Raw genomic sequence first — 26,067 nt, forward strand, 5'->3', positions numbered from 1 at the left:
TGTCAAAGTGCCAGTAAACTCCGTGTTTTCATTACCCTGAACATCCTTTCTTGAGGTTTTGCATGAAGCTCAGTCCTTTGGCAGGCAAACCGGCTCCAGCCTCCGTGCTGGTGGATATTCCGCGCCTGTTGACCGCCTACTATACCGGCCAGCCCGATGCCAGCATTGCCAGCCAGCGTGTCGCGTTCGGCACTTCCGGGCACCGCGGCAGCTCGCTGGACCTGAGCTTCAACGAAAATCATGTCCTGGCCATCAGCCAGGCGATCTGCCTGTACCGTCAGGCCAAGGGCATCGACGGTCCGCTGTTCGTTGGCGCCGATACCCATGCGCTGTCGACACCGGCTGCAGCCAGTGCCTTGCAGGTGCTGGCGGCCAATGGCGTTGAAGTCATGTTGTCCAAAGATGACGAGTACACGCCGACGCCGGCGGTGTCGCACGCCATCATTTGCTACAACCGTGGGCGCAGCAGCGGCCTGGCCGATGGCATCGTCATCACGCCTTCGCATAACCCGCCGCAAAGCGGTGGCTTCAAGTACAACCCGCCCAATGGCGGCCCGGCCGACAGCGATGTGACCAAGTGGATCGAAGCCAAAGCCAACGAGCTGCTGGCCGGCGGTCTCAAAGACATCAAATGCATGGATCACGAGCAGGCGCTGCAGGCCAGCACCACTCACCGCCATGACTATGTGGCCAGCTATGTCGCCGACCTGGAAAACGTCATTGATTTTGACGTCATCCGCAGCGCTAACCTGCGTCTGGGCGTTGATCCGCTGGGTGGGGCGGGTGTGCGTTACTGGTCGGCGATTGCCGAGCATTACAAGCTGAATCTGGAAGTGGTCAACACCGAGGTCGACCCGACGTTCCGTTTCATGTCGGTCGACTGGGATGGCCAGATCCGCATGGACCCGTCCTCACCCTACGCCATGCAGGGCCTGATTGGCCTGCGCGAGCGTTTCGACGTGGCCTTTGCCTGCGACCCGGACCACGACCGTCACGGCATCGTCACCAAGAACGGCTTGCTGGCCCCGAACAACTACCTGGCCGTGGCCATCGATTACCTGTTCAAGCACCGTCCGCAGTGGCGTCAGGATGCTGCAGTCGGCAAGACCGTGGTCAGCAGTGGCCTGATCGACCGCGTCACGGCACGTCTGGGCCGCCGCTTGTATGAAGTGCCGGTAGGGTTCAAGTTCTTCGCTGATGGTCTGTTCGATGGCAGCCTGGGCTTTGGTGGTGAGGAAAGCGCCGGTGCTTCGTTCCTGCGCAAGGATGGCAGCGTCTGGACGACTGACAAGGACGGCTTGATTCCGGCGCTGCTGGCGGCGGAGATCACCGCCCGTACCGGTCGTGACCCGAGCCAGGCTTATGCCGAGCTGACTGCTGAGCTGGGCGAACCCTTTGCCACTCGCGTTGAGGCCAAGGCCAATGCGCAGCAAAAGGCGCTGCTGAGCAAGCTGGCACCGGAGCAGGTCAAGTCGACCGAGCTTGCTGGTGAGCCGATCGAACAGATCCTCAGCCATGCCCCGGGTAACAACCAGGCCATTGGCGGTCTGAAGGTGATGACCGCCAACGGCTGGTTCGCCGCACGGCCGTCGGGTACCGAGGATATCTACAAGATCTACGCGGAAAGCTTTGTTAGCGAAGAGCACCTGCAACGCCTGGTGGCTGAAGCCCAGGCGCTAGTGGATGCTGCTATCGCTTGATGGCCTGAAATGCATCGCGGGGCAAGCCCGCTCCCACAGGGTGAATCAACACCCTGTGGGAGCGGGCTTGCCCCGCGATAAGGCCTAAAGCTATGCCACATCCACCAGCACGATCTCGCTGTCTTCCAGCGCCGTCACCCTGAGCACCTGCTCATCCTCAATGGCAACACCATCGCGCGCTTCGGCCCGCACACCATTCACCTCGATCAGCCCCTTGGCTGGCACCAGATAGCCACGCCGTCCGGCTTCAAAGCGATACTCAGCGCTTTCCCCTGCCTGCAGGGTTGCCGCCACCAGCCGCGCATCGGCGCGAATGCGCAGACTGTCCTCATCTCCTTCACGACCGCTGGCCAGGGTCACGAAGCCTTCGCCACGCTCGCCTTTCGGGAAGGGCCGGGAGCCCCACGAAGGCGCCTGTCCGACGCGCTCCGGCACGATCCAGATCTGGAAGATTCGCGTATCGACTTTTTCCAGGTTGTATTCACTGTGGGTGATGCCGGTACCAGCACTCATCACCTGCACATCACCGGCCTCGGTGCGGCCCTTGTTGCCCAGGTTGTCCTGGTGGCTGATGGCACCTTCACGCACATAAGTGATGATTTCCATGTCGCGGTGCGGGTGCGGTGGGAAGCCGCTGCCTGCCGCAATCAGGTCGTCGTTCCAGACCCGCAGGTTGCCCCAGTGCATCCGCTGTGGGTCGTAGTACTCGGCAAAGGAAAAATGATGGTGGGCGTCGAACCAGCCATGGTTGGCATGGCCAAGGCTCTTGAAAGGGCGCAGTTGCAGCATGATGGGCTCTCCTGGTGAGTCGGTTGATGGGAGAATCATCGCTGAATCTATGATCGAAAATAAGCGTAAATTTCGGCTGATTTCCATCGATTTGGTAGATGTATATAGTTGCGGTGCTTTATACGCTTCATCGTCTAATTCACTGATCTGCAAGCAATCAGCTGGTGATTTCTGCCGGATGGAGCGAACATGAGCGCAGGTTTTTTCTTGTTGGAGTCAGTGTGTCTGAAGAGCGTCCCAAGCTACCCCTGGAGTTGACTCCACCTGCGCAACTACCCTGGATCCGGCGCCTGGCGGCGCGTCTGCTGGGCCGGGGCTTGAGTCGTTTACAGGCCCAGCACCGCGATTCCTGGTTCCAGGGCCACGCCACTGGCCAGCGCACCGGGCACGCCGACGGTTTGCGCGAAGGCTACGAAGAAGGGCGGGTAGACGGCTATGAAGCCGGGCGCCAGGTGCTGGTGATCCGTGATACGCGTCCCGACGGCCATGGCGTGCCGGGGCAGGATGACCACCTGTTCGACGACTGGCGCCTGCCGTTGACGGCCGAGTTGAAGAAGCGCTTCAAGGCTGACGTCGCCCTGCGCCTGCCAGCGTATGCCCAGCCAAGCGCGGCGCAGTGGAAGATGATCTTCAGTGATACACCTTCTACCTGCGTGATTGCAGGTGCCGGGGCTGGCAAGTCGACGTCGCTGGTACTGCGCATCCTGTTGTTGCGTCATTACCTGGGCTACGAGCTGGACGCCATGACCGTGGTGACTTTCACCCGTGAGTCGCGCAAGGATTTCATTGCCCGTCTGGTGCAGGTCTTCGGCCTCTGGCAGCTTGAGCTGAGTCCCGCCCAGGCTCGTGAACTGGTGCGTACCTTCCACTCGCGCATCCTGCCGCTGGTGCGTAGCCTGCCGGGCTTCAACCAGGTGCGTGCGTTCGAGACCCTGGGCAGCGAGATGCCGGGGGGCAGCGAAGCCAATGCCGAGAGCAATCCGTTCGACCTGCGCATCAACGACGCCCAGCGCCAGCAACTCAACCTGTGCTACCGCGACCTGCTCAACAGCAGTCCGCGGTTTGCCGAGCTGATTGCCAGCCTGCGCCGCGAAGCCCTGCAGCTCAAGGCCCTGGACCGCGATCACCCGGATGTGCAAAAGCGCGTGGCCGTCACCCAGCTGTCCGCCAGCCGTGACGAAGAGCTGTGCGACACCCTCGAAGACCTCTGGTTTTCTGCCGGCGCCTGGCCGATCAAGGGTATCGAGCCGAGCCGCGAGACAGTCGAGATCAACGGCAGCCGGTTCCACTTCCATGGCCATATCGCCGAGCTGGACGCCTGGGTCGTGCTCGGTTTCGATCCGGGTGAAAACCAGCAGTACAAGCGTCCCGGGGCCAAGCTTCCGGTCTGGGCGGAGTGGGTGATCAAACGCACCCTGTTTCAAGCTTTCTGCGATAAGCCTTTGATTTGGTTGGAAAACTATGCTGCAGCCAAGCGCCTGACATCCTCCCTGGCGGGTGATGCAGTGGCCGGGCCGGGCTTCGATTACAAGGTCAAGGGTGAGCTGTCGGCGGTGCCGCTGCTCGATGCCTTTGTCGGTGCCGCAGGCTTTATCGAGAACCTTGGCCTTGAAGTAAACCAGGCGGTGGGCGCCATGAGCTTTCCCGCAGGCGACAGCGATGCGCAGTTCTTCGAAGCCCTGGGCCTGTACTGGAAGGCCCTGGAGGCGCACCTGCTCGCTCAGTCGCCACCGATCATGAGCTACAACCGCATGTTTGCCCTGTTCGGCGAGAACAACCCGGAGAACCTGCGCTTGCTGCCTGACCCGCTGTTGCGGCCACTGGCGCACCTGATGATTGACGAGTTCCAGGACGTCTCGCCGCAGATCGTCTCGTGGTTGCGGGCCTGCCTGCGCGAGATCCGCAGACGCGGCCCAAGCCTCAACGTCGGGCGGGTGGCCCAGCATTCCTCGCTGCTGTGTGTGGGGGACGACTGGCAGTCGATCTACGGCTGGCGTGGCAGTTCGCCGAAGTTCTTCATGGAGTTCAGCAAGGAGTTCGTGTCCCCAGGCAATACCCGGGTGATGCTTGCCGACAACTACCGTAGCCACCAACACATCATCGACGCGGCCGAGCATATCGTGAAGTCGGCACCGGCGATTACCGGCAAGAAGGCCAGAGCCTGTGGCCCGGCGGCAGAGGATCCGCTGCCGGTCAAAGTGCTTGAACGTGACGAAGCGGCCTTGGCGCAAACGTTGATGGAACATTACCGACGTGGCGAATCGGTGATGATGTTGTTTCGAAAAAGTAGCGATAAGTTATTGATATCTGAGCACATCAAGCCTTTGGTAAATCACGAGGCCGGGCTGCCAGCCAGCCAGCGCCGGTTCCGCCAACTGACCTATCACAGTGCCAAGGGACTGCAGGCAGACGCGGTGTTCATGCTCGGTGATTGCCAGCACCTGACCAGTTCGCCGTACAAGAACCAGGTGTACCGTCAGGCGGGGTTGGGGCGTGCGGGGGATCCTCTGGCGTTCGATAACGCCCAGAAGGATGAAGTGTTGCGTCTGGCTTATGTGGCCATCACGCGTGCGGCCAGGCATTGCTATTGGTATGTGGAGAAGCCCACGGGTGAGGCGGCCAACTTGCCAAGGGCATCGAGCCAGGTGGATGGGCGCAAGGCGTTTTTCGAGGATGGTCGGGAGTGAGAATCGCGGGGCAAGCCCGCTCCCACAGGGGATTCAACTCCCCCTGTGGGAGCGGGCTTGCCCCGCGATCAGGCTTTCAGCGCCGCATCCGGCTTGACCGCCGGCACCGGCTTGCCGATTGCCTGTTCGACCCGCTGTGCGGCGGCCGGGTCATCGGCAAATGGCATCAGGCTGACCTGGTCGTCCACCTCGCGGCTATGGCCGCGCAGGCAGACGCTGGTGACCAGGTAGAAGAACACTACCCCGTTCAGGCAATACAGCGCATACAGCCACTCGTTCATGGGGGTTCTCCTCAGACCATCTGGGCGTTGGACAACGCCAGCTTTTCATCTGCCACACGCACCGTGCGCCAGGTGTTGTAAGCCATCAGCAGCATGCCCGTGAGGAACAGCACCCCACCGATGAAGCGCACCAGGAAGCCCGGATGGCTGGCCACCAGCGCCTCGACAAAGGAGTAGGTGAGGGTGCCGTCTTCGTTGGTGGCGCGCCACATCAGGCCCTGGGCGATACCGTTGACCCACATCGAGGCGATGTACAGCACGGTGCCGATGGTCGCCAGCCAGAAGTGCGCGTTGATCAGGCCGATGCTGTGCATCTGCTCGCGGCCGAAGACTTTCGGGATCATGTGATAGAGCGATCCGAAGGTGATCATCGCCACCCAGCCCAGGGCGCCGGCATGGACGTGGCCGATGGTCCAGTCGGTGTAGTGCGACAAGGCGTTGACGGTCTTGATCGCCATCATCGGACCTTCGAAGGTCGACATGCCGTAGAACGCCAGCGAGACCACCAGGAAGCGCAGGATCGGGTCGCTGCGCAGCTTATGCCAGGCGCCCGAGAGGGTCATCATGCCGTTGATCATGCCGCCCCAGCTTGGCGCCAGGAGGATCAGCGACATGGCCATGCCCAGCGATTGCGCCCAGTCGGGCAGGGCGGTGTAGTGCAGGTGGTGGGGACCTGCCCAGATGTACAGGGTGATCAGCGCCCAGAAGTGCACGATCGACAGGCGATAGGAGTACACCGGCCGGCCAACCTGCTTGGGCACGAAGTAATACATCATGCCGAGGAAGCCTGTGGTCAGGAAGAAGCCCACGGCGTTATGGCCGTACCACCACTGAACCATCGCGTCGGTGGCGCCGGAATAGACCGGGTAGGACTTGAACCAGCTGACCGGAATCGACAGGTGATTGACCACGTGCAGCATGGCGATCACCACGATGAAGGCACCGAAGAACCAGTTGCCGACATAGATGTGCTTGGCCTTGCGGCGCAACAGGGTGGCAAAGAACACGACGCCATAAGCGACCCAGACGATTGCCATCCACACTGCACCGGTGAACTCGATCTCGGCGTATTCCTTGGTGGTGGTCAGGCCCAGCGGCAGGCTGATCAGCATGATGACGATGGTCGCCTGCCAGCCCCAGAAGGTGAAGGCTGCCAGCTTGTCGCTGTACAGGCGCACCTGGCAGGTGCGCTGGACCGCGTAGTAACTGGCGGCAAATTGGGCGCTGCCGGCAAAACCGAAGATCACCAGGCTGGTGTGCAGGGGGCGCAAGCGACCGAAGCTGGTCCAGGGCAGTTCAAGATTGAGTTCCGGCCAGACCAGCTGCGAGGCGATCCATACGCCCATCGCCATGCCGACGATGCCCCAGAACACCGTCATGATGACGAATTGCCGGACCACCTTGTAGTTATAGGCCTGGGCCTGTTGATGTGTGCTCATGGCTAGTTTCCACAGTTCCTGTAAGGCTCGTCCTGCCGAAAAGGGCAGGACACCGGCGCAGACTGTAGGAACCTGCCGATATTCAAAACAGACTCAGAAACTGGGCATAACACCGGATCAGATAAAAGCCCCGTATTTACTGGGGATAATCCTCTCTGATATGTACAAGGTGCGACGATTTATCCCTGTTCTGTACGAAAATCCCCAGAATACCGTGGCTTTCTACCGCATACCTGTGCCAGTGGAATTACCTTGACATCACCTTCAGGGCGCCCTCAAAATTTCTATAAACTTTGCGCGCAAAGTTTTAAGCTTGACCGCAAGATCGTGTCAGTGATGCGCAATCAATAATGAAGCCAATCCGCCATCGAGCGTGTGCGACGGTGCTTACACGCCGGGGCCAGCACCGCCGCCAGAGCGGGACACTATAAGAACGATGGGAGCAACAGATGAAGCTTTCCAAGGAACTCGTCATCCAGGCAAAAGCGACGTTCGGGACACCGACCTACCTCTACGATGAAGCGGTGCTGCGCAGCAGTTTCAACGAGTTGCGTGACGCATTGCCGGACTGCGTGGATATCTTCTATGCGTTGAAGGTCAATCCCAACCTGTCCCTGGTAAAACTGATCCGGTCATACGGTGGTAACACTGAGGTCTGCTCGCTGGGCGAACTGGAAATTGCCCTGAAGGCAGGGGTGGCACCGCAGGACATTATTTTGCTAGGCCCCTACAAGAAGCCTGAAGAGCATCGCCGTGCCCTCGAAGTCGGGGTGTTCGCCATCGTCGTCGAATCGGAAAGCGAGTTGCGCAAGTTGTCTGCCCTGGCTGGGGAGCTGGGCTGCGACGCACCGGTTGCGATTCGCATCAATCCGAATTTCTCGGCTGCCGGCTCACCCTGGAAGATGGGCGGGCGACCTACTCACTTCGGTATCCAGGAAGACACCGCAGTGGCCAACTTCGCCGAGTACCTGGCGCTGCCCAACATCAAGATCAAGGGTATTCACGTCTATAACGGCACCAAGATCCTTGATGCGCAATCGGTCTACGATAACGCCGCGTACATTCTCGGCTTGTTCCGCACCTTGTCTGAACGCCACAAACTGGACATGCGCATGGTCGATGTGGGTGGCGGCCTGGGTATCAAGTACTACGAAAACGAAACAGAGCTCGATACCACCCAGCTCAAACAGTTGCTTGCGCCGCTGTTCAATGATTTCCACCAGCAATTCCCGCGTACGCGCATCATCCTTGAGTCGGGGCGCTTCATTGCCGGCAAGTGCGGTGCCTTGCTGGTCACGGTCGACAATATCAAGGAAAACCACGGCAAGACCTTTGCCGTCACCGATGGTGGCACCAACTGCCATGGTGCGGCAGCGGGCAGTGGTCAGGTGCTCAAGCGCAACTTCCGCATCATCAAGGCCACCGGCAATAACGGTGCGCCGCTGCGCGAATACCATATCTCCGGACCGCTCTGTAGTCCCGATGACCTGCTCGGGCGCGATGTGCGCCTGGAAACCCTGCACGAAGGCGATGTTCTGGCCGTGACCGCCTCAGGTGCGTATGGCCCTTCGGCCTCGCCGACCCTGTTCCACAGTCATGGTCACCCGGCCGAAGTGGTGGTCAGCAACAACCAGCTGTTTCTCGCCAGGGCTCGGCAGACGGCCGTGGACATTCGCGACAGTCATGCCGATGTGCCGCTTGAAGCGATGCTCGGTACAGCCGCCGCAGCCGAACCTGCTGCTGAAATCCAGCTTGCTACCCAGCGTCAGCTCAGCGACATCCTGCGCGTGGTACTGAAGTTGCCGGAAGGCACGATCATCACGGCCGACTCTCACTTGCGTGATGACCTGGGGCTGGACTCATTGACCTCCATGGAGCTGCTGATCAGCCTGGAGGACGATATCGAAGGCTTTTTCGTCAACCCGGACACCATTGTTCCGGGGCATTTCAATACCGTGGCGACCCTGGCCGGTTACATCGATGCTCATCGACAGACCCGCTCGGTGGGGCGCCCGCTGGGCGTTGTCGAGGTGCAGCATGAGCGTGCGTGAAGTCCTTCTGCAGGATGTGCTGGAAACCCGCAACGGTTTGCATCCGGACAAAGCTGCGATCATCTATGCCGATGAAACCTACACCTATGCGCAGCTGGACGAAGCCAGCGCGCGCCTGGCGGCAGGCTTGCAGGTCAATGGCCTGCAGCGCCAGGAGCGGGTGGTGGTGTGCCTGGGCAACCGCGTCGAAACGGTATGTGCCTTCTGGGGGATCCTCAAGGCCGGTGGCGTAGTGGTCAATGTCGGCCTGGATACCGCAGCCGACTGCCTTGACTACATCGTTCGCGATGCCGAGGCCTCGGTGTTGATCACCACCACCGAGAAAATCGCCAGCCTGCCGGCGAGCATCGCCGACCTCGCGCATCTCAAGCTGATCGTACTGCTCGATGGCGAAGCCGGTTCGACCGTGGCCCAGACCTTTGAAAGCCTGCTCGGGCAGGGCGGCGGCGAGCCGTTGCCGTGTGGCAACCTCGACCTCGACCTGGCGGCAATCATCTACACCTCAGGCTCCACCGGTGCGCCCAAAGGCGTGATGCTGACCCATCGCAACATGCTCGCAGCGCTGACCTCATTGCACACTTACCTGGGGTACAACGACACCGACAAGGTGCTTTGCTCGCTGCCGCTGTCGTTCGACTACGGCCTGTACCAGATGATCATGGCCATCAGTGCCGGGTCTACCCTGGTGTTGGAAAAGGAATTCACCTGGCCGATTTTCCTGATCAGGAAGATCCGCCAGTACCAGGTGACGGTGATCCCGTTCGTGCCGACCATGCTGACGCTGCTGCATGAGTACGCGCGCAAGCGCGAGGCGGTGTTTGCCGATGTGCGCATGGTCACCAACACTGGCGCCGCGCTCAAGGCGCCGCATATCGCCCAGATGAAGGCGCTGTTTCCCCAGGCGCTGATTTTCTCGATGTATGGCCTGACCGAGTGCAAGCGCTGCACCTACCTGCCACCTGAAGACATCGACAGCAAACCGGGCAGTGTCGGCATTGCCATTCCCAACACCGAGTTATGGCTGGTGGATGAGCAGGACCAGCGTATCGATCAGCCTCATCAGGTCGGACAACTGGTGATTCGCGGCGCCACGGTCATGGCCGGCTATTGGCGCAACCCGGTAGCCACCGCGCTCAAGCTCAAGCCTGGGCGCTATCCGGGGGAAAGCGTGCTGTATACCGGCGACTACTGCAGCCTCGACGAGGACGGTTATTTGTATTTTCGCGGCCGCATGGACCATATGATCAAGTCGCGGGGCATGAAGGTCAGCCCCAGTGAAGTGGAGGGCTTTCTCTACGCCATCGACGGTGTGGAAGCCGCTGCCGTGGTCGGTGTCGAACACGCCTCGGTCGGCGAGGGACTGTGTGCGTTCATTACCTTGGGGCAAGGTGTCAACCTCAGCGCCGAGCAGCTGCTTGAACATTGCCGTCATGGCCTGGAGGCGTACAAGGTGCCGTTATCGATCAGCATCGAGAGCAGCCTGCCACGCACCGCCAACGGCAAGATCGACCTGCTGCAGTTACAGCGCTCGGCACGCACTACACAGCCGCTGGTGGCCGGATGAAAGCCGGTACACGGCGGCCCCACAGGGAGAGCCACCCATGAGTCCGGGCCACAGCGGTCGCGACCAATCGCTGGACGTCAATGGCAACCACTTTGCCTTGCGTACCTGGGGTAATGAACGCGGGCACCCGGTGCTTGCCCTGCACGGCTGGCTGGACAATGCCGCCTCCTTCGAGCGCATCGCGCCGTTGCTGCGCGATTGCTTTGTGGTTGCCCCGGATCTGGCCGGGCACGGACGCTCTCAACATCGCCGGGCCGACAGCGGTTACTACCTGTGGGAACACGCCGACGATATGAACGCCCTGGTCGATTGCCTGGGCTGGAAGCGTTTTTCGGTACTCGGTCATTCCATGGGCACTGGCGTGGCGTCGATTCTTGCGGCGATGAGCCGGGGTATCGACAGCATGGTGTTTATCGATGGCATGGGCGCACCGTTTACCGTGGACGACGGCAACACCGTCGAGCACATGCGCAAGGCGCAACGCTTGTTGCGGTTGGCGTTGCGCACCCGCCTGCACGGCTTCAGCGGGCCTGAAGAGGCTCAGTTCAGCAGCCTGGAGGCCGCCATCAATGAGCGGCGTAACAGTATCGACGGCAGCCTCTGTGCCGAAGGGGCACGCTTGCTGGCCCTGCGTGATCTGCTCAATCTGGGGCATGGCTTTCGCTGGCGCCATGACCCGCGCCTGGTGCTCCCCGAACCGCTGCAACTGACCGAACGTCAGGCTTGTGAGTTCCTGCAGCAGATCAGTTGCCCTTTGCATGTGCTGCTCGGACGCCAGGGGCTGTTCACGGGTAATGCCTTCGACAAACGAAAAAACGCCATGCCTGCGGATACCCGTGTGCACTGGCACGACGGCGGTCATCATTTTCACCTGGATGCCCCCACGCCTGCGCTGATCGAACAGCTCAATGCAGCGCTGGGGCTGGGTGATTCGGGACCGCGGCAACGATTAGTCAATGAGTAATGGAGTACGTGTGTGAAAGATTTCTGGATTGCTCCGTCGATTCTGGCGGCCGATTTCGCCCGGCTGGGAGAGGAGGCCGAGCAGGTGCTGGCCGCTGGTGCCGATGTCATCCATATCGATGTCATGGATAACCACTATGTGCCCAACCTGACCATGGGCCCGCAGTTCTGCAAGGCCTTGCGCAGTCACGGTATTACCGCGCCGATTGATGTGCACTTGATGGTGACGCCGGTGGACGGCATGATCCAGGCCTTCGCCGATGCAGGCGCCGATTACATTTCGATTCATCCCGAGGCAACCCTGCATCTGGACCGTTCCGTGCAACTGATCAAGGACCTGGGTTGCAAGGCGGGCCTGGTGTTCAACCCGGCCAGTACCCTGGACGCTGCCCAGTACGTGCTTGACCGGCTTGACCTGATCCTGCTGATGTCGGTCAACCCGGGCTTTGGCGGCCAGCGTTTCATCCCCCAGGTGTTGCCCAAGATTGCCGCAGCGCGCAAGCTGATTGATGACAGTGGCCGCAACATCCGCCTGGAAGTGGACGGCGGCGTTAATCTGGAGACCATCGGTCAGGTTGCCGCGGCAGGCGCGGACATGTTCGTCGCCGGCACGGCAATCTTCGCCCAGCACGACTACCGCGAAACGATCTCGGCCTTGCGTCGCCAGATTGCTGACGCTGTGACCAACCGCACCTGATAATAAGCGGACTTACCCACGATTCTCGCGAATCCAGCATGAGTTACCTGTCCTTGCATAACAATACCGAAATCACCTTGCAGGCGTTCAGTCGGGTCAAGGGAGGTGGGCATGCTTGACCCGACCTTCGACTTCGACAAGATGCTGTGCTTCTCGCTGTACTCGACCGCCAACGCCATGGTTCGCGATTATGCCGAGCCATTGAAAAAGCGTGGCATTACCTATCCGCAATTGCTGGTGATGGCCGGATTGTGGGGTAAGGACGATGTGTCGATCAGCGCCTTGAGTGAATTGACCCTGTTCGACCTGGGTACCTTGACGCCTATTGTCAAACGCCTGGCCGATAACGGTTTTATCACCGTGTACCTCGACCCGAACGATCGCCGTCGGCGCAACCTGCTGCTGACGGACAAGGGCCGTGAACTCAAGGCCGAAGCGGCCCAGGTGTTCAATAACATGGCCTGCAAGATCGACCTTGGGGAGAGCGAAGTGCAGCAGGTGCTGAGCGTGTGCCAGCGGATTCGTTCGCGGTTGCGCTGACGCAGGATGATTAATCCTGTGGGAGCGGGCTTGCCCCGCGATGCGATGGGGCCGGTAAAGCACAATCGCGGGGCAAGCCCGCTCCCACAGAGCCAATTCAGCCCTGGAGAAACTCCGGGGTATTGAAGTTGCTCAAGCGCCGATCATCCTCCGGGTATTCCAGCGCCCGCACCGGATGCTTGAGCAGCGCCCGCTGAATCCCTCGATCCCCCTGTTGCCAGGCCTGTTCAAGGTCATCGCGCAAGGTGCAGGGAATCAGGCTGAACATTGGCTGCCAGTAGCCTCCCTGGCGAATCATTGCCGGTTGCCCCTGGTCATTGGCCTGGCTGAGCAGATCAACAATCAGCGCGCTGTCGATCAATGGGGCATCACAAGCCAGCACCAGCATCCAGGGATGGCGTGCCACTGCAAGCCCCGCCAGCACGCCGGCCAGCGGCCCGGGGAAGTCGGTCTGGGCGTCACTGACCAGTTGATCGGCAAAGGGCCTGTACTGGTCCTGGTTGCGGTTGCAGGAAATGATCAGGTCATCGGTCAGTGGCCGCACGACCGCCTGGATATGGGCAATCAGTGGCTTGCCCTGCCAGGGCAGCAGGCCCTTGTCCTGGCCGCCCATGCGCTGGCCGCGACCGCCGGCCAGCAGAAGAATGGAGCAGGGGGGAGTGGCGGCGGGCATGGGTAGGGTTCCTGGCAGTGTCAGCCGCTTACCTTCCCATGCACGCCGTCAACTGTCCAGATCAGTGCTCTTCGAGCGCGGCCTGTGGCTGTTGTGCCGGCGTCCGGCGCTTGCCGGTCAGGCGCATGACCACGACGAAGAACACCGGCACGAACACCACCGCCAGCGTGGCACTGAGCATGCCGCCGATCACCCCGGTGCCGATCGCTTGCTGGCTGGCCGAGCTGGCGCCGCTGGCAATCGCCAGCGGTACTACGCCGAGGATGAACGCCAGCGAAGTCATGACAATCGGCCGCAGGCGCAGGCGCGCTGCCTGTACCGTTGCTTCCACCAAGTCATGGCCGTCATCGACCAGGCTCTTGGCAAACTCGATGATCAGGATGGCGTTCTTTGCCGACAGGCCGATCAGGGTGATCAAGCCGACTTTGAAGAACACGTCGTTAGGCATGCCGCGCAAGCTTACGGCTATCACCGCACCGAGCACACCCAATGGCACCACCAGCAGTACCGAGGTCGGAATCGACCAGCTTTCATACAGCGCCGCCAGGCACAGGAACACCACCACCAGCGACAGTGCCATGAGCATCGGCGCCTGGGCGCCAGACAAGCGTTCCTGCAGCGACAGCCCGGTCCACTCCAGGCCCATTCCCAGCGGCAACTGATCGACCAGGCGCTGGATCTCGTCCATCGCCTGGCCCGAGCTGAAGCCCGGTGCCGGTTCACCCGACACCGCAATCGCCGGGTAACCGTTGTAGCGCGTCAGTTGTACCGGGCCGGTGATCCACTTGGCCTGGACAAAGGCGGACAGTGGGACCATCTTGCCGCTGTTGTTGCGCACATGAATCTTCAGCAGATCTTCGACCTGGGCGCGCTGGTCGCCTTCGGCTTGCACCACCACGCGCTGCATGCGCCCCTGGTTGGGGAAGTCATTGACGTAATTGGAGCCCACTGCGGTATTGAGCACATTGCCGATATCGGCAAAGGACACGCCCAGGGCGTTGGCCTGCTTGCGGTCGACTTCGAGCTGAACCTGCGGGCTTTCGGCCAGGGCGCTTTCACGCACGTTGACCAGCACCGGGCTCTTTTCGGCATTGGCCAGCAGCTGGTCGCGTGCCGCCATCAGCGCCGCATGGCCGAGGCCGCCACGGTCCTGCAGGCGGAACTCGAAACCGCTGGAGGTACCCAGGCCGTCCACCGGTGGTGGTAGCACGGAATAGGCAATGGCGTCCTTGAGCTGGCTGAAGGCCGCATTGGCGCGGTCGGCAATCGACTGGGCACTGTCGTCGGCACCGCGCTCGGACCAGTCCTTGAGCGTGGTAAAGCCCAGCGCCGCGTTCTGACCGTTGCCGGAGAAGCTGAAGCCGAGAATCAGCGTGCTGTTGCCAACTCCTGGTTCTGTGGCGTTGTGCGCCTCGATCTGCGCCGCCACCGCTTCGGTACGCGCCCGGCTGGCGCCTGGCGGCAGCTGGATGTCGGTGATGGTATAGCCCTGGTCTTCGGTGGGCAGGAACGAGGAGGGCAACTGGCTGAAGCCGTAGACCAGGCCCGCCACCAGCACCAGGTACACCATCAGATAGCGGCCGCTGCGCTTGAGGGCCAGGATCACCCAACGCTGGTAGCCATTGCTGAGGTTTTCGAAGCGACGGTTGAACCAGCCAAAGAACCCGCGTTTTTCGTGGTGCTCGCCCTTGGCGATGGGTTTGAGCAGCGTGGCGCACAGGGCCGGGGTCAGGCTCAGGGCGAGGAACGCCGAGAACAGGATCGACACCGCCATCGACACCGAAAACTGCTGGTAGATAACTCCCACCGAGCCGCTCATGAAGGCCATGGGCAGGAACACCGCCACCAGCACCAGGGTAATGCCGACAATCGCGCCGCTGATCTGGCCCATGGCTTTTTTCGTCGCTTCGCGCGGCGCCAGGCCTTCTTCGCTCATGATCCGCTCGACGTTCTCCACCACGACAATGGCGTCGTCCACCAGGATGCCGATGGCCAGGACCATGCCGAACAGGGTCAGCACGTTGACCGAGAAGCCCAGCAGCATCATCACCGCGAAGGTGCCCATCAGCGCCACCGGCACCACCAGGGTCGGGATCAGGGTATAGCGGATGTTCTGCAGGAACAGGAACATCACTGCAAACACCAGGGCCATGGCTTCGAGCAGAGTAGTGATCACTTGCTGGATCGACACCTTGACGAACGGCGAGGTGTCATAAGGGATATCAAACTTGGCGCCCGCTGGCAGGTAACGCGACAGCTCGGCAAGCTTGCCCTGCACCAGGGTCGCGGTTTCCATGGCGTTGGCGCCGGGCGACAGTTGCACGCTGAAGGCACTGGTGGGCTTGCCGTTCAGGCGGGTACCGTATTGATACTCCTGGCTGCCGATCTCGACCCGGGCGACATCGCCAATGGTCAAGCGCGAACCGTCCGGATTGGCACGCAAGACAATGTCTTCGAACTCCTGCACCGTACTCAGTTGGCCCTTGATCACCACGTTGGCGGTGATTTCCTGGCTGCCGGTGGTGGGCAGATCGCCGATGCTGCCTGGCGCGACCTGGGCGTTCTGGGCGGCAATCGCCTCGTTGACATCATCCGGGGTGAGGTTGAAACCGATCAGCTTCTGCGGGTCGAGCCAGATCCGCATGGCCCGTTCCGAGCCATACAGCTGGGCCTTGCCGACGCCCTTGAGGCGGCGGATCTCGTTCATCACGTTGCGCGCCAGAAAATCGCTCAAGGTCACTTCATCGAGACTGCCGTCCTCGGCGGTGAGGGTCACCAGCAACAGGAAGCCGGTGGACACCTTTTCCACCTGCAGGCCCTGCTGGGTAACCGGCCGTGGCAGGCGCGACTCGACCACTTTCAGGCGGTTCTGCACATCGACCTGGGCCAGGTCCGGGTTGGTGCCCGGTTCGAAGGTGGCGGTAATGGTGGCGCTGCCCAGGCTGCTTTGCGAGCTGAAGTAGAGCAGGTTGTCGGCGCCGTTGAGCTCCTCTTCGATCAGGCTGACCACGCTTTCGTCGATGGTCTGCGCCGAAGCACCCGGATAGACGGCATAGATTTCTACCTGCGGTGGCGCCACGTCGGGGTACTGGGCGACCGGCAACTGCGGAATCGCCAGGGCACCGGCCAGCAGGATGAACAGCGCGACCACCCAGGCGAATACCGGGCGATCAATGAAAAACTGCGGCATGAATCAGGCCCTCACTGGCCGGTGGTCTGAACGATGGAAGGGGCGTCCTTGCCCGCGTTGTCGACCTGTACCTGGTCGCCTGGATTGACGTGCTGCAGGCCTTCGACCACCACCCGGTCACCGGGGGCCAGGCCGGCGCTGACGATCCAGCGGTCGTGTTGCACGCCGCCGAGCACCACCGGGCGCTCGCTGATGCGCTGCTGGGCATCGACCAGTAACACCCGCGGATTGCCGGCGCTGTCCCGCAGGATGGCGCGCTGCGGCACGCTGATGCCTTGCTGTTTGATCGCTTGTTCCAGGCGTACGCGAATGAAACTGCCCGGCAGCAGGTCGAGGTCGGGGTTGGGGAACTCGCTGCGCAAGGTGATCTGCCCGGTGCTCGGGTCGACACTGATGTCGGAGAACAGCAGCTTGCCCGGCAACGGGTAGGGCGTGCCGTCGTCCTGGATCAAGGTGGCGCCGGCCTGATCCTGACCGACCTGTTGCAGCTCACCGGCACGCAAGGCACGGCGCAGAGCAGTGAGTTCGCGAGTCGACTGGGTGACATCGGCATGGATCGGGTCCAGTTGCTGGATGGTTGCCAGCGGCGTGCTCTCGTTCTGGCCGACCAGTGCACCCTCGGTTACCAGGGCGCGGCCGATGCGCCCGGAAATCGGCGCGGTGACGGTGGCGTAACCCAGGTTCAGCTTCGCCCGTTCCAGCGCGGCCTTGGCTTCGGCGACGGCGGCATCGGCCTGCATCAGCGCGGCGCGGGCGTTGTCGTGGTCCTGGCGGCTGACGGCGTTGATGGTGATCAGTTCGCGGTAGCGCTGATCCTGCAGGCGCGCCTGGTAGCGGGTGGCCTCGGCCTTGGCCAGGGTCGCGCGGGCGCTGTCGTAATCCGCCTGGAACGGCGCCGGGTCGATGCGGAACAGCACGTCGCCCTGTTTGACGTCGCTGCCCTCACGGTACACGCGCTTGAGCACCACGCCGGCCACACGGGCGCGGACCTCGGCGGTGCGCGGGGCGAGGATACGGCCATTGAGCTCGGTGCTGATGGCCAGGGGCTGGATTTTCACCGTCTCGATGCTGACGGTGCTGGGTGGTGCCTGCTCGCTATCGACGGCGCTGTCATCGCACGCGCTCAGGGACAGCACGATGGCAAACAGCGGTAGCAGGGCGCACAGACGGACGGGGCTTGAACTGAACATGCGGATCTTCCATAAATGACCCGGCAATGCTAAGGCAGGAGGCCAACGTCCAACTGTTAAGCTGTGTAGGCCGAGTGTGAAAAAGTGTGAAGGGTTGCGCTGGCTGCGCACAAGGTCCTATATCCTTGCCTGACTTTCCCAGCCTGTCAAACTAGCCATGCCGAATATCCTTCTGGTCGAAGACGACTGCGCCTTGTCCGAATTGATCGCCAGCTACCTGCAACGCAATGATTTCTGCGTCACGGTGATTGCCCGTGGTGATCACGTGCTGGCCGAGGCTCGCCGCATCAAACCGGACCTGGTGATTCTCGACCTGATGCTGCCGGGCCTTGATGGCCTGCAGGTCTGCCGCCTGCTGCGCGCCGAGTCGCAGTCGTTGCCGATCCTCATGCTCACCGCCCGTGACGACAGTCATGATCAGGTGCTCGGGCTGGAGATGGGCGCTGACGACTACGTCACCAAACCCTGCGAACCACGGGTGCTGCTGGCCCGGGTGCGGACCTTGCTGCGCCGCAGCAGCATCAATGAGCCGCGCCTGGAAACCGATCTGATCGTGGTCGGCGGCCTGCGCATCGACCTGGCCGAACGTAATGTGTTCTGGCGCGAGCAATGGGTGGAACTGTCAAGCGGTGAGTACAACCTGCTGGTGGTACTGGCGCGCAATGCCGGCGTGGTGCTCAGCCGCGACCGCATCCTGCAACAGCTGCGCGGCATCGAATTCAATGGCACCGACCGTTCGGTGGACGTGGCTATCTCCAAACTGCGGCGCAAGTTCGACGACAGCGCTGGCGAAGCACGCAAGATCAAGACCGTGTGGGGCAAGGGCTATCTGTTCAGCCGCCTCGAGTGGGAGTTCTGACACCGGTATGCTGAAGATCCTGATTCGCCTGTACCTGGTGATCATCGCCGCGTACGCCGGTGCCCTGTTGCTGATTCCCGACGCCATTGTCGGGGCGTTTCATGAGCGCTTCATCGCCTACAACCTGAACCAGGCCAAGGGCGTGCAAAAGCTCATTGTCGAGCGTTTTCAACAGGTCCCGGCCGAGCGTTGGCCGGCCGTGGAACGTGAACTTGCGGCGGACTTCGCTCCGCTGGAAATCGAGTTGCGGCGCCAGGACCAGATCGGCCTGGCGCATGCCGACCGGGCGCGGCTGGCGGCTGGCGAGAATGTCGTGCGCCTGGGCGACTGGGGCTATTACAAGTCGGCCCTGGCACCTCTGGACGCAACCTGGGCGGTGGAGCTGCGCAATCCCCCGGACCCACTGGATATCAACCTGATTTCCTGGGGCGTCACGGTGCTGATCGTTGCCGCCTTGCTCGGCTGCCTGCTGCTGTGGGTCTGGCCGCACTGGCGTGACCTCGAGCGCCTCAAGGAAACCGCCCGGAGCCTGGGCCAGGGGCGCTTGTCGGAGCGTACGCAGATTCCGGCGCGCTCGAACATTGGCGAACTGGCCGAGGTGTTCGACACCATGGCCCAGGATGTCGAGCGGTTGCTGACCCAGCAACGCGAACTGCTCAACGCCGTCTCCCATGAACTGCGCACACCGCTGACCCGCCTTGATTTTGGCCTGGTGCTGCTGTTCGACGAAGTACCGCCGCATTGCCGCAAGCGCTTGCTGGAACTGGTCGGGCATGTGCGTGAGCTGGACGAACTGGTGCTTGAGCTGTTGTCCTACAGCCGCTTGCAGAACGCCGATCAGGCGCGCGAACGCGTCGAGGTGTCGTTGCTGGAGCTGGTCGACAGCATTCTCGGCAGCTTTGCCGAAGAACTCGATGGCCGCGGTATCGAATGGCAGGTGCGTGCCGAAGACAACCTGCCGCGCTTTATCCTCGACCCGCGCCTCACTGCCCGGGCTCTGCAGAACCTGGTGCGCAATGCCATGCGCTACTGCGACCGGCAATTGTTGCTGCGCCTGAGCCTGGATGCCGAGGGTCACTGCCTGCTGACTGTCGAGGATGACGGCATCGGTATCCCGGTGGATCAGCGTGAGTTGATCTTCCAGCCGTTCTACCGCCTGGATCGCAGCCGTGATCGCGCCACCGGTGGCTTTGGCCTGGGGCTGGCGATCAGCCGGCGGGCGATCGAAGGGCAGGGTGGAACATTGACCGTGAGCCAGTCGGCGTTGGGCGGCGCGCAGTTCAGGATTCGTCTGCCGCGGGGCTGAGCAGAGGATTTGTGGCTTCGCGCCACAACACATACCGATCCTTGCCGCCATGCTTGGCCTGATACAGGGCTTCATCCGCCTTCACCAGGGCATTGCTCAGGTTATCTTCGCGGCGTATCCGGGTCAGGCCAATGCTGATGGTGACCGGGTGCTCGGCGGCATCTTCGCGGACCCGCTGGCACAGCGCATCGACGCGCTGCTCGGCGTCAGCCTGATTGATGCCCCAGAGGTAGATGGCAAACTCTTCACCTCCCAGGCGTGCGTACTCGAACTCGGTCATCGAGGCCTTGATGTTGGCCGCGGTACGTTTGAGCACGACGTCGCCGATGTCGTGGCCGAACTGGTCGTTGACCTTCTTGAAGTTGTCGATATCAACCATCGCCAGGTAGCGGCTCTGCTCGTCGTCTTCCTGCAGGTGGGTCTGAGCCTTGGCCATGAATGAGCGGCGGTTGGGGATCTCGGTGAGGGCGTCGACATAGGCCTGGTCCAGCAGCACCTTGGACATGTAGAAGTTGTACAGCTTGGCGCGGCGCATTTTCAGGTAGGTATAGAGGATCAGGCCGTTGATGAACACGGCGTAGCAGATGAACATCACGCCGCGCAGATCCAGCAGGTGCAAGCCGGGTACCTGAAAGGGGTGAAGATTGATCCAGGTGATGACCAGCGCAGCGAAAAACGACCAACGCCTCACCGGCAGTACCGACACGCTATACAGCACGCTGGAGGCGCCCAGCATCAGCCAGGCCGGGCGCAGTTCCTGTGGCAGGCCTTCGATCACCAGGCGCATGGCCAGGGTGATGACGCCGATGAATACCAGGTTGAGGAGGTCGAAATGCCCGGCCTTGCGGGTGAACGCCAGGATGATGCTGAGGGTCGCCATGACCGTGATGAAGGCCATCGATTTCCAGGTGAAGTCCTGCTGGCCGAGGTAGCTGACGATCAGGTCGAACAGTAGCCAGATGCCGATGCTGATGCCGAAGATCAGCAGGCAGAACGAGTGCAGACTTTCGAAGTCATGCTGGCGAAACTCCCGGCGCAGCTCGGGCGGTGCGATATTCCTGCGCACCTGTTGTTCGATGGTCTTGTACATGGCGGCCTTGCGTATTCGATGAGTTCTTGTAGTGCTTCCATTGCCGCTCAAGGTTAGCAGGCCGGCTACACAGGAGTAACATCGACCAACGCCAACTTCATGTCTCGGGACGTTCGCGAGGGTTTTCTTCAAGCCAGCGGTTCAGTCGTTCGGCGATACGCTCGCTCGCATGGCCATCGCCATAGGGGAGGAAGACGCGACTCATCCGCTTGTAGGCTTCAGGGTCGTCGAGCAGCAAGCTGGTTTCCTTGACGATCCGCTCGGTCTGGGTGCCCACCAGTTTCACGGTGCCGCCTTCGAGCACCGAGTGCCGCTCAGTGACTTTACGCAGCACCAGCAGCGGCTTGCCCAGCGCCGGTGCCTCTTCCTGGATGCCGCCGGAGTCGCTGAGGATCAGGTAGGCGCGGTCCATCAGCCAGACGAAATGCTGGTAGTCCTGAGGGGGTACCAAGAGCATGTTCGCCTGGCGCGAGAGCAGCGGGTACACCGATTTTTGCACCTGCGGATTGAGGTGCACCGGGTAGACGAACTGTACGTCCGGGTAGCGCAGGGCCAGTTCCGCCAGGGCCAGGCAGATACGCTCGAAACCCGGGCCGAAGTTTTCCCGACGGTGGCCGGTGATCAGCACCAGCCGCTGGTCATCGCGCAACTGCGCCAGCGGGGAGCCTGCGCCCGGCTTCCAGCGGCTCTTGATCAAGTGTTCGCGCATCCACAGCAAGGCATCGATGACGGTGTTGCCGGTGACCTCGATCTGCTCCGGCGCCACGCCTTCGCGCACCAGGTTGTCGCGTGCGCGGGCGGTGGGCGGGAAGTGCAGGTCGGCGAGCACCGACGTCAGGCGCCGGTTGCCTTCTTCGGGCCAGGGCGACTTGAGATTGCCGGAGCGCAATCCGGCTTCGACATGACCGATGGGGATCTGCCGGTTGAAAGCGGCGAGGGCGGCGATGAAGCTGGTGGTGGTACTGCCATGGACCAGGACGATATCTGGCTGGATCCGGGCGTAGGTGGCGTCCAGCTGTGCCAGCAGTTGCTGCGACAGGCTGTTGAGGGTCTGGTTCTGGGCCATTACCCGCAGGTCTTCATCCACGCTCAGGCCAAAGTCCCGAAGCACCTGCTGAAGCATCTCCCGGTGCTGGCCGGTGGAGCAGATGTTCAGCTCGATGTCCGGCCACAGCCGCAATATTTGCGCCAAGGGGGCCATCTTGATCGCTTCAGGACGGGTACCGAACACCATCATGACTTTGTAGGCCATTGTTGTGCGCTTTTTCCGGTTTTGTAGAGTTTAGATACAAGCAGCCGTAGGCTGGGATGTCCAGTCGGGCCTTATCGCGGGGCAAGCCCGCTCCCACCAGCTTGGTGGGAGCGGGCTTGCCCCGCGATGCTTTCCAGCCAATCGAGAAAAGCCCGCAGCGCCGGTTCGCGCTCGCGCCCCGGCAGCCACACTGCGCTGTACCGCGCCGCCGCCAGGCGCACGTCTTCGCGCCATGGCTGCAGCAGGCCCTGCCTGACACTGTCGGCCACCAGCACGTTGCTCGCGAGCACCAGGCCATAGCCGGCGGCGGCTGCCTGCAAGGCGTAATGCTCGTCGTCATAGTGATGAAAGCGTGCGCGCTGCAGCCAGTCTTCACAACCGGCCAGGGCGCACCAGCGCGGCCAGTCGATGATCACCTCGCTGACCGATACCCACGGCACCGCAAGCAGCGACAAGGGCTGGCCTGCAGGCGGCTCCTGCCAGCCGGGCGGGGTGTACACCGAAAAATACTCTGCCAGCAGCAGCGTCGGCGTACGCTATGGCGGCGCTTCCTGCATGCCTTGGGTTTCGAAGGCGGCCTGGTGCTGATTCTCCTGCCGGTGGTCGCCGGCTGGTTGCAGATCAGCCTGTGGGCAGCACTGTTGACCAACCTCGCGCTGTTCCTGTTCTTCTTTGTCTATGCCTTTGTCTTTCAGTGGGGTTTCGACCGGGTATTTGATGTGCCTGAGTCGGCGCGCGAGCCTGCTTGACTTTGACTGTCGGCCTGCGCTAGTTTTCTCGCCATGAACACATTCCTGCAGTCGCCTCAGCAAAGCATTATTACCGCCATTATCGTTTTGGCGGGCTAGCTGGCACTTGCACCGAACCCGCCCTGGAGGCGGGTTCTTTCTCTCTCTCCTGGGCACTTTAAAAAACCAGGAGTCACTGATGACCAGCCTTGCCGTTAGCCCTCGCACACCGTCCGCGTCGCTGAACCTGCTGTCCGACTATGTGCGGCGCACTCTTGCTGCACCGGTGTACGACCTGGCAATCGAAACGCCCCTGCAGTTGGCGCCAGCCTTGTCCGCGGCCCTGGGCAATCAGGTGCTGCTCAAGCGTGAAGACCTGCAACCGACTTTCTCGTTCAAGATCCGCGGCGCCTATAACCGTCTCAGCCGCCTGAGCCCGGCTCAGCGCGCCCGTGGAGTGATCACCGCTTCGGCCGGCAACCACGCCCAGGGGGTGGCCTTGGCGGCCCGTGAACTGGGCATGCGCGCCACCATCGTCATGCCGACCACCACACCGGAATTGAAGGTCAACGGGGTACGCTCACGCGGTGGTGAAGTGGTCCTGCATGGCGACAGTTTTCCTCATGCCCTGGCCCATGCGCTGAAACTCGCCGACAGCGAGGGCGCGACCTTTGTCCCGCCCTTCGACGATCCGGACGTGATCGCAGGCCAGGGCACGGTGGCCATGGAGATCCTGCGTCAGCAGCCGGGCGCGCTGGATGCGATCTTCGTTCCCGTGGGGGGCGGCGGCTTGATCGCCGGGATCGCCGCCTACGTCAAATACCTGCGCCCTGAAGTGAAGGTGATCGGCGTCGAACCCCAGGACTCCAACTGCCTGCAGGCCGCGATGCTGGCCGGTGAGCGGGTGGTGTTGGCACAGGTCGGCAGTTTTGCCGAAGGGGTGGCCGTGGCGCAGATCGGTGCGCATTGCTTCGAGCTGTGCCGACACTATGTGGACGAGGTGATCACCGTCAGCAACGATGAGCTGTGCGCCGCGATCAAGGATATCTACGACGACACCCGCTCGATCACCGAACCGTCCGGCGCCCTGGCGGTGGCCGGGATCAAGAAGTACGTCGCCCGCGAGCAGGCCCAAGGTCAGACCCTGGTGGCGATCGACTCGGGGGCCAACGTCAACTTCGACCGCCTGCGCCATGTCGCCGAACGCGCCGAGCTGGGCGAGCAGCGCGAAGCGATCATTGCCGTGACCATCCCGGAGCAGCCCGGCAGTTTCCGCGCCTTCTGCCAGGCCTTGGGCAAACGCCAGATCACCGAGTTCAACTACCGCTATTACCCGGGCAAGGAAGCGCGGCTGTTCGTCGGCGTGCAGACTCACCCGCAGCATGATCCGCGTGATCAGTTGCTGGCCAGCCTGCGTGCCCAGGGCTACAGCGTGCTCGACCTGACCGATAACGAACTGGCCAAGCTGCACGTACGCCACACGGTGGGCGGGCATGCCGGGCCGGGGGCGAACGAGCGGGTGATGCGCTTTGAATTCCCGGAACGCCCAGGCGCTTTGCTGGGCTTTCTGGAGCGTCTGGGCAAACGCTGGAACATCAGCCTGTTTCATTACCGCAACCACGGTGCGGCTGAAGCACGGGTGTTCGCAGCGCTGGAGGTGCCTGAAGAGGAGCAGGCCGGTTTGCCTGCGGCCCTCGATGCCATGGGTTATCGCTACTGGGATGAAACCGACAACCCGGCCTACCGGTTGTTCCTCGGCTGAGCAAGGCTTGCCCCAGATCAACACGTAGCGGGGCATAGAGGCGGATCCTGAAGGCAATGGAATATTGCACGAGGGTTTCGCCATGAGCAGCACGTTCTTCATCCCCGCCGTCAACATCATGGGCATCGACTGCCTCGACGAAGCGATGGCCGCCATCGCCGGTTACGGATTGCGCAAGGCGCTGATCGTCACTGACACCGGTCTGGCCAAGGCCGGGGTCGCCGAGCGTATTGCCGAACTGCTGGCGATGCGTGACATCGACTCGTCGATTTTCGACGGCGCCAAACCCAACCCCAGCATCGCCAACGTCGAGCAAGGCCTGGCGCAGTTGCAGCGCGAGCGCTGCGATTGTGTGATTTCCCTCGGTGGTGGCTCGCCCCATGACTGCGCCAAGGGCATTGCCCTGTGTGCGACCAACGGCGGCAAGATCAGCGACTATGAGGGGGTCGACCGCTCGGCCAAGCCACAGTTACCGTTGATTGCCATCAACACCACGGCTGGCACAGCCAGTGAAATGACCCGTTTCTGCATCATCACCGACGAGGCGCGCCATGTGAAAATGGCCATCGTCGACCGCAACGTCACGCCTTTGCTGTCGGTCAACGACCCGGCATTGATGGCGGCCATGCCCAAGGGCCTGACCGCAGCGACCGGTATGGATGCGCTGACCCACGCCATCGAGGCCTATGTCTCCACGGCCGCTACACCGATTACCGATGCCTGTGCCATCAAGGCCATTGAACTGATCAGCCAGAACCTGCGCCAGGCCGTGGCCGTTGGCAGCGACTTGCAGGCGCGGGAAAACATGGCCTATGCGCAGTTCCTCGCTGGCATGGCCTTCAACAACGCCTCGTTGGGTTATGTGCACGCCATGGCGCACCAGCTCGGCGGTTTCTACGACCTGCCGCATGGTGTGTGTAACGCCGTGCTGCTGCCGCATGTGCAGCGCTTCAATGCCAAGGTCAGCGCCGCGCGTTTGCGTGATGTGGCCAAGGCGATGGGCGTGGAGGTGTCGGGCATGAGTGCGGAGCAGGGCAGTGATGCGGCGATTGCCGCGATTGAGAGCCTGTCGCGGGACATCGATATTCCGGTCGGTCTGGCGGTGTTGGGCGCCAAAGAAGCGGATGTGCCGACCCTGGCCAGTAATGCGCTGAAAGATGCCTGTGGCCTGACCAACCCGCGGGTGGCCAGTCAGGAGGAGATTGAGGGTATCTTCAAGGCTGCCTTTTAAGCGCATCGCGGGGCAAGCCCGCTCCCACAGGTTTATCACAAACCTGTGGGAGCGGGCTTGCCCCGCGATAAGGCC

At 62.0% G+C, this 26,067-nt stretch carries 20 protein-coding genes and 1 pseudogene; 12 read left to right on the forward strand and 9 right to left on the reverse strand.

Annotation, left to right across the window (positions count from 1 at the left end; translation table 11 throughout):
• The first annotated feature begins 62 nt into the window (after positions 1-62).
• Positions 63-1,700: a phosphoglucomutase (alpha-D-glucose-1,6-bisphosphate-dependent) gene (gene pgm, locus PSAKL28_RS11785; protein ID WP_038610397.1), complete on the forward strand. Its 1,638-nt coding sequence runs from the start codon at positions 63-65 to the stop codon at positions 1,698-1,700.
• A gap of 90 nt (positions 1,701-1,790) precedes the next feature.
• Here pgm and PSAKL28_RS11790 read toward each other — a convergent pair whose 3' ends face one another.
• Entirely contained in the window at positions 1,791-2,489 is a 699-nt protein-coding gene (locus PSAKL28_RS11790) for a pirin family protein (protein ID WP_038610399.1), read from the reverse strand.
• A gap of 221 nt (positions 2,490-2,710) precedes the next feature.
• Here PSAKL28_RS11790 and PSAKL28_RS11795 point away from each other — a divergent pair, with 221 nt between their 5' ends.
• Entirely contained in the window at positions 2,711-5,176 is a 2,466-nt protein-coding gene (locus PSAKL28_RS11795) for a UvrD-helicase domain-containing protein (RefSeq protein WP_038610401.1), read from the forward strand.
• 68 nt (positions 5,177-5,244) lie between these two features.
• Here the strand turns inward: PSAKL28_RS11795 and PSAKL28_RS11800 are convergent, their stop codons facing one another.
• Both PSAKL28_RS11800 and ccoN read right to left on the reverse strand, forming a co-directional pair.
• Positions 5,245-5,457 (reverse strand): hypothetical protein, encoded by a 213-nt coding sequence (locus PSAKL28_RS11800; protein ID WP_038610403.1) that lies wholly within the window; start codon positions 5,455-5,457, stop codon positions 5,245-5,247.
• An 11-nt stretch (positions 5,458-5,468) separates the two neighbouring features.
• Positions 5,469-6,896 carry a cytochrome-c oxidase, cbb3-type subunit I gene (gene ccoN / locus PSAKL28_RS11805; RefSeq protein WP_038610405.1) on the reverse strand — a complete coding sequence of 476 codons (1,428 nt, stop codon included), beginning with the start codon at positions 6,894-6,896 and terminating at the stop codon, positions 5,469-5,471.
• A gap of 449 nt (positions 6,897-7,345) precedes the next feature.
• On the opposite strand from ccoN, the gene PSAKL28_RS11810 reads away from it, so the two are divergent.
• The 5 genes from PSAKL28_RS11810 (at position 7,346) to PSAKL28_RS11830 (ending at position 12,711) form a co-directional block, all read left to right on the forward strand.
• Positions 7,346-8,947, forward strand: coding sequence for a phosphopantetheine-binding protein (locus PSAKL28_RS11810; protein WP_038610408.1), 1,602 nt, complete (start codon positions 7,346-7,348; stop codon positions 8,945-8,947).
• Positions 8,934-10,511: a class I adenylate-forming enzyme family protein gene (locus tag PSAKL28_RS11815; protein WP_051939319.1), complete on the forward strand. Its 1,578-nt coding sequence runs from the start codon at positions 8,934-8,936 to the stop codon at positions 10,509-10,511. The genes PSAKL28_RS11810 and PSAKL28_RS11815 overlap by 14 nt, the downstream gene beginning before the upstream one ends.
• Positions 10,512-10,548: 37 nt before the next feature.
• Complete coding sequence (locus PSAKL28_RS11820; protein ID WP_038610410.1) at positions 10,549-11,475, forward strand: alpha/beta fold hydrolase; 927 nt, start codon at positions 10,549-10,551, stop codon at positions 11,473-11,475.
• Positions 11,476-11,487: 12 nt separating this feature from the next.
• Positions 11,488-12,171, forward strand: coding sequence for a ribulose-phosphate 3-epimerase (gene rpe / locus PSAKL28_RS11825; protein WP_038610413.1), 684 nt, complete (start codon positions 11,488-11,490; stop codon positions 12,169-12,171).
• A 111-nt stretch (positions 12,172-12,282) separates the two neighbouring features.
• Positions 12,283-12,711, forward strand: a complete 429-nt coding sequence (locus PSAKL28_RS11830; RefSeq protein ID WP_038610416.1) for a MarR family winged helix-turn-helix transcriptional regulator — start codon at positions 12,283-12,285, stop codon at positions 12,709-12,711.
• A gap of 97 nt (positions 12,712-12,808) precedes the next feature.
• Here the strand turns inward: PSAKL28_RS11830 and mobA are convergent, their stop codons facing one another.
• The 3 genes from mobA to PSAKL28_RS11845 form a co-directional block, all read right to left on the reverse strand.
• Entirely contained in the window at positions 12,809-13,384 is a 576-nt protein-coding gene (mobA, locus tag PSAKL28_RS11835) for a molybdenum cofactor guanylyltransferase MobA (RefSeq protein WP_038610418.1), read from the reverse strand.
• Between the two features lie 61 nt (positions 13,385-13,445).
• On the reverse strand, positions 13,446-16,574 hold the full coding sequence (locus PSAKL28_RS11840) for a multidrug efflux RND transporter permease subunit (RefSeq protein WP_038610420.1): 3,129 nt from the start codon (positions 16,572-16,574) through the stop codon (positions 13,446-13,448).
• 11 nt (positions 16,575-16,585) lie between these two features.
• Positions 16,586-17,764, reverse strand: a complete 1,179-nt coding sequence (locus PSAKL28_RS11845) for an efflux RND transporter periplasmic adaptor subunit (RefSeq protein WP_051939321.1) — start codon at positions 17,762-17,764, stop codon at positions 16,586-16,588.
• Between the two features lie 157 nt (positions 17,765-17,921).
• On the opposite strand from PSAKL28_RS11845, the gene PSAKL28_RS11850 reads away from it, so the two are divergent.
• Entirely contained in the window at positions 17,922-18,623 is a 702-nt protein-coding gene (locus PSAKL28_RS11850) for a response regulator (RefSeq protein ID WP_038610422.1), read from the forward strand.
• Positions 18,624-18,630: 7 nt separating this feature from the next.
• On the forward strand, positions 18,631-19,929 hold the full coding sequence (locus PSAKL28_RS11855) for an ATP-binding protein (protein ID WP_038610424.1): 1,299 nt from the start codon (positions 18,631-18,633) through the stop codon (positions 19,927-19,929).
• On the opposite strand, the gene PSAKL28_RS11860 is transcribed toward PSAKL28_RS11855, so the two are convergent.
• The 3 genes from PSAKL28_RS11860 to PSAKL28_RS11870 all read right to left on the reverse strand — a co-directional run bounded on the left by PSAKL28_RS11860 (position 19,904) and on the right by PSAKL28_RS11870 (position 22,771).
• Positions 19,904-21,019, reverse strand: a complete 1,116-nt coding sequence (locus tag PSAKL28_RS11860) for a GGDEF domain-containing protein (protein ID WP_038610426.1) — start codon at positions 21,017-21,019, stop codon at positions 19,904-19,906. The genes PSAKL28_RS11855 and PSAKL28_RS11860 overlap by 26 nt on opposite strands.
• 97 nt (positions 21,020-21,116) lie before the next feature.
• Positions 21,117-22,271, reverse strand: coding sequence for a non-hydrolyzing UDP-N-acetylglucosamine 2-epimerase (gene wecB / locus PSAKL28_RS11865; protein WP_038610428.1), 1,155 nt, complete (start codon positions 22,269-22,271; stop codon positions 21,117-21,119).
• Positions 22,272-22,342: 71 nt separating this feature from the next.
• The gene (locus tag PSAKL28_RS11870; protein WP_257011884.1) at positions 22,343-22,771 is read right to left on the reverse strand and encodes a LysR substrate-binding domain-containing protein; all 429 of its coding nucleotides are present in this window, start codon (positions 22,769-22,771) and stop codon (positions 22,343-22,345) included.
• A gap of 15 nt (positions 22,772-22,786) precedes the next feature.
• On the opposite strand from PSAKL28_RS11870, the pseudogene PSAKL28_RS11875 reads away from it, so the two are divergent.
• The 3 genes and pseudogenes from PSAKL28_RS11875 to yiaY all read left to right on the forward strand — a co-directional run.
• Positions 22,787-23,020: pseudogene (locus PSAKL28_RS11875) on the forward strand (PACE efflux transporter); the annotation flags it as partial.
• Positions 23,021-23,198: 178 nt separating this feature from the next.
• Positions 23,199-24,761 carry a threonine ammonia-lyase, biosynthetic gene (gene ilvA / locus PSAKL28_RS11880; RefSeq protein WP_038610430.1) on the forward strand — a complete coding sequence of 521 codons (1,563 nt, stop codon included), beginning with the start codon at positions 23,199-23,201 and terminating at the stop codon, positions 24,759-24,761.
• A gap of 82 nt (positions 24,762-24,843) precedes the next feature.
• Positions 24,844-25,992 carry an L-threonine dehydrogenase gene (gene yiaY / locus PSAKL28_RS11885; RefSeq protein ID WP_038610432.1) on the forward strand — a complete coding sequence of 383 codons (1,149 nt, stop codon included), beginning with the start codon at positions 24,844-24,846 and terminating at the stop codon, positions 25,990-25,992.
• Positions 25,993-26,067: the final 75 nt, after the last annotated feature.

Source organism: Pseudomonas alkylphenolica (assembly GCF_000746525.1).
Taxonomy (GTDB): Bacteria; Pseudomonadota; Gammaproteobacteria; order Pseudomonadales; family Pseudomonadaceae; genus Aquipseudomonas; species Aquipseudomonas alkylphenolica.

Excerpts from the sequence above, each read along its gene's own strand:
- pgm (WP_038610397.1), top strand. The coding sequence starts at position 63 with ATGAAGCTCAGTCCTTTGGCAGGCAAACCGGCTCCAGCCTCCGTGCTG.
- PSAKL28_RS11790 (WP_038610399.1), bottom strand. The coding sequence starts at position 2,489 with ATGCTGCAACTGCGCCCTTTCAAGAGCCTTGGCCATGCCAACCATGGC.
- PSAKL28_RS11800 (WP_038610403.1), bottom strand. The coding sequence starts at position 5,457 with ATGAACGAGTGGCTGTATGCGCTGTATTGCCTGAACGGGGTAGTGTTC.
- ccoN (WP_038610405.1), bottom strand. The coding sequence starts at position 6,896 with ATGAGCACACATCAACAGGCCCAGGCCTATAACTACAAGGTGGTCCGG.
- PSAKL28_RS11810 (WP_038610408.1), top strand. The coding sequence starts at position 7,346 with ATGAAGCTTTCCAAGGAACTCGTCATCCAGGCAAAAGCGACGTTCGGG.
- PSAKL28_RS11815 (WP_051939319.1), top strand. The coding sequence starts at position 8,934 with ATGAGCGTGCGTGAAGTCCTTCTGCAGGATGTGCTGGAAACCCGCAAC.
- PSAKL28_RS11820 (WP_038610410.1), top strand. The coding sequence starts at position 10,549 with ATGAGTCCGGGCCACAGCGGTCGCGACCAATCGCTGGACGTCAATGGC.
- PSAKL28_RS11830 (WP_038610416.1), top strand. The coding sequence starts at position 12,283 with ATGCTTGACCCGACCTTCGACTTCGACAAGATGCTGTGCTTCTCGCTG.
- mobA (WP_038610418.1), bottom strand. The coding sequence starts at position 13,384 with ATGCCCGCCGCCACTCCCCCCTGCTCCATTCTTCTGCTGGCCGGCGGT.
- PSAKL28_RS11840 (WP_038610420.1), bottom strand. The coding sequence starts at position 16,574 with ATGCCGCAGTTTTTCATTGATCGCCCGGTATTCGCCTGGGTGGTCGCG.
- PSAKL28_RS11845 (WP_051939321.1), bottom strand. The coding sequence starts at position 17,764 with ATGTTCAGTTCAAGCCCCGTCCGTCTGTGCGCCCTGCTACCGCTGTTT.
- PSAKL28_RS11850 (WP_038610422.1), top strand. The coding sequence starts at position 17,922 with ATGCCGAATATCCTTCTGGTCGAAGACGACTGCGCCTTGTCCGAATTG.
- PSAKL28_RS11855 (WP_038610424.1), top strand. The coding sequence starts at position 18,631 with ATGCTGAAGATCCTGATTCGCCTGTACCTGGTGATCATCGCCGCGTAC.
- PSAKL28_RS11860 (WP_038610426.1), bottom strand. The coding sequence starts at position 21,019 with ATGTACAAGACCATCGAACAACAGGTGCGCAGGAATATCGCACCGCCC.
- wecB (WP_038610428.1), bottom strand. The coding sequence starts at position 22,271 with ATGGCCTACAAAGTCATGATGGTGTTCGGTACCCGTCCTGAAGCGATC.
- ilvA (WP_038610430.1), top strand. The coding sequence starts at position 23,199 with ATGACCAGCCTTGCCGTTAGCCCTCGCACACCGTCCGCGTCGCTGAAC.
- yiaY (WP_038610432.1), top strand. The coding sequence starts at position 24,844 with ATGAGCAGCACGTTCTTCATCCCCGCCGTCAACATCATGGGCATCGAC.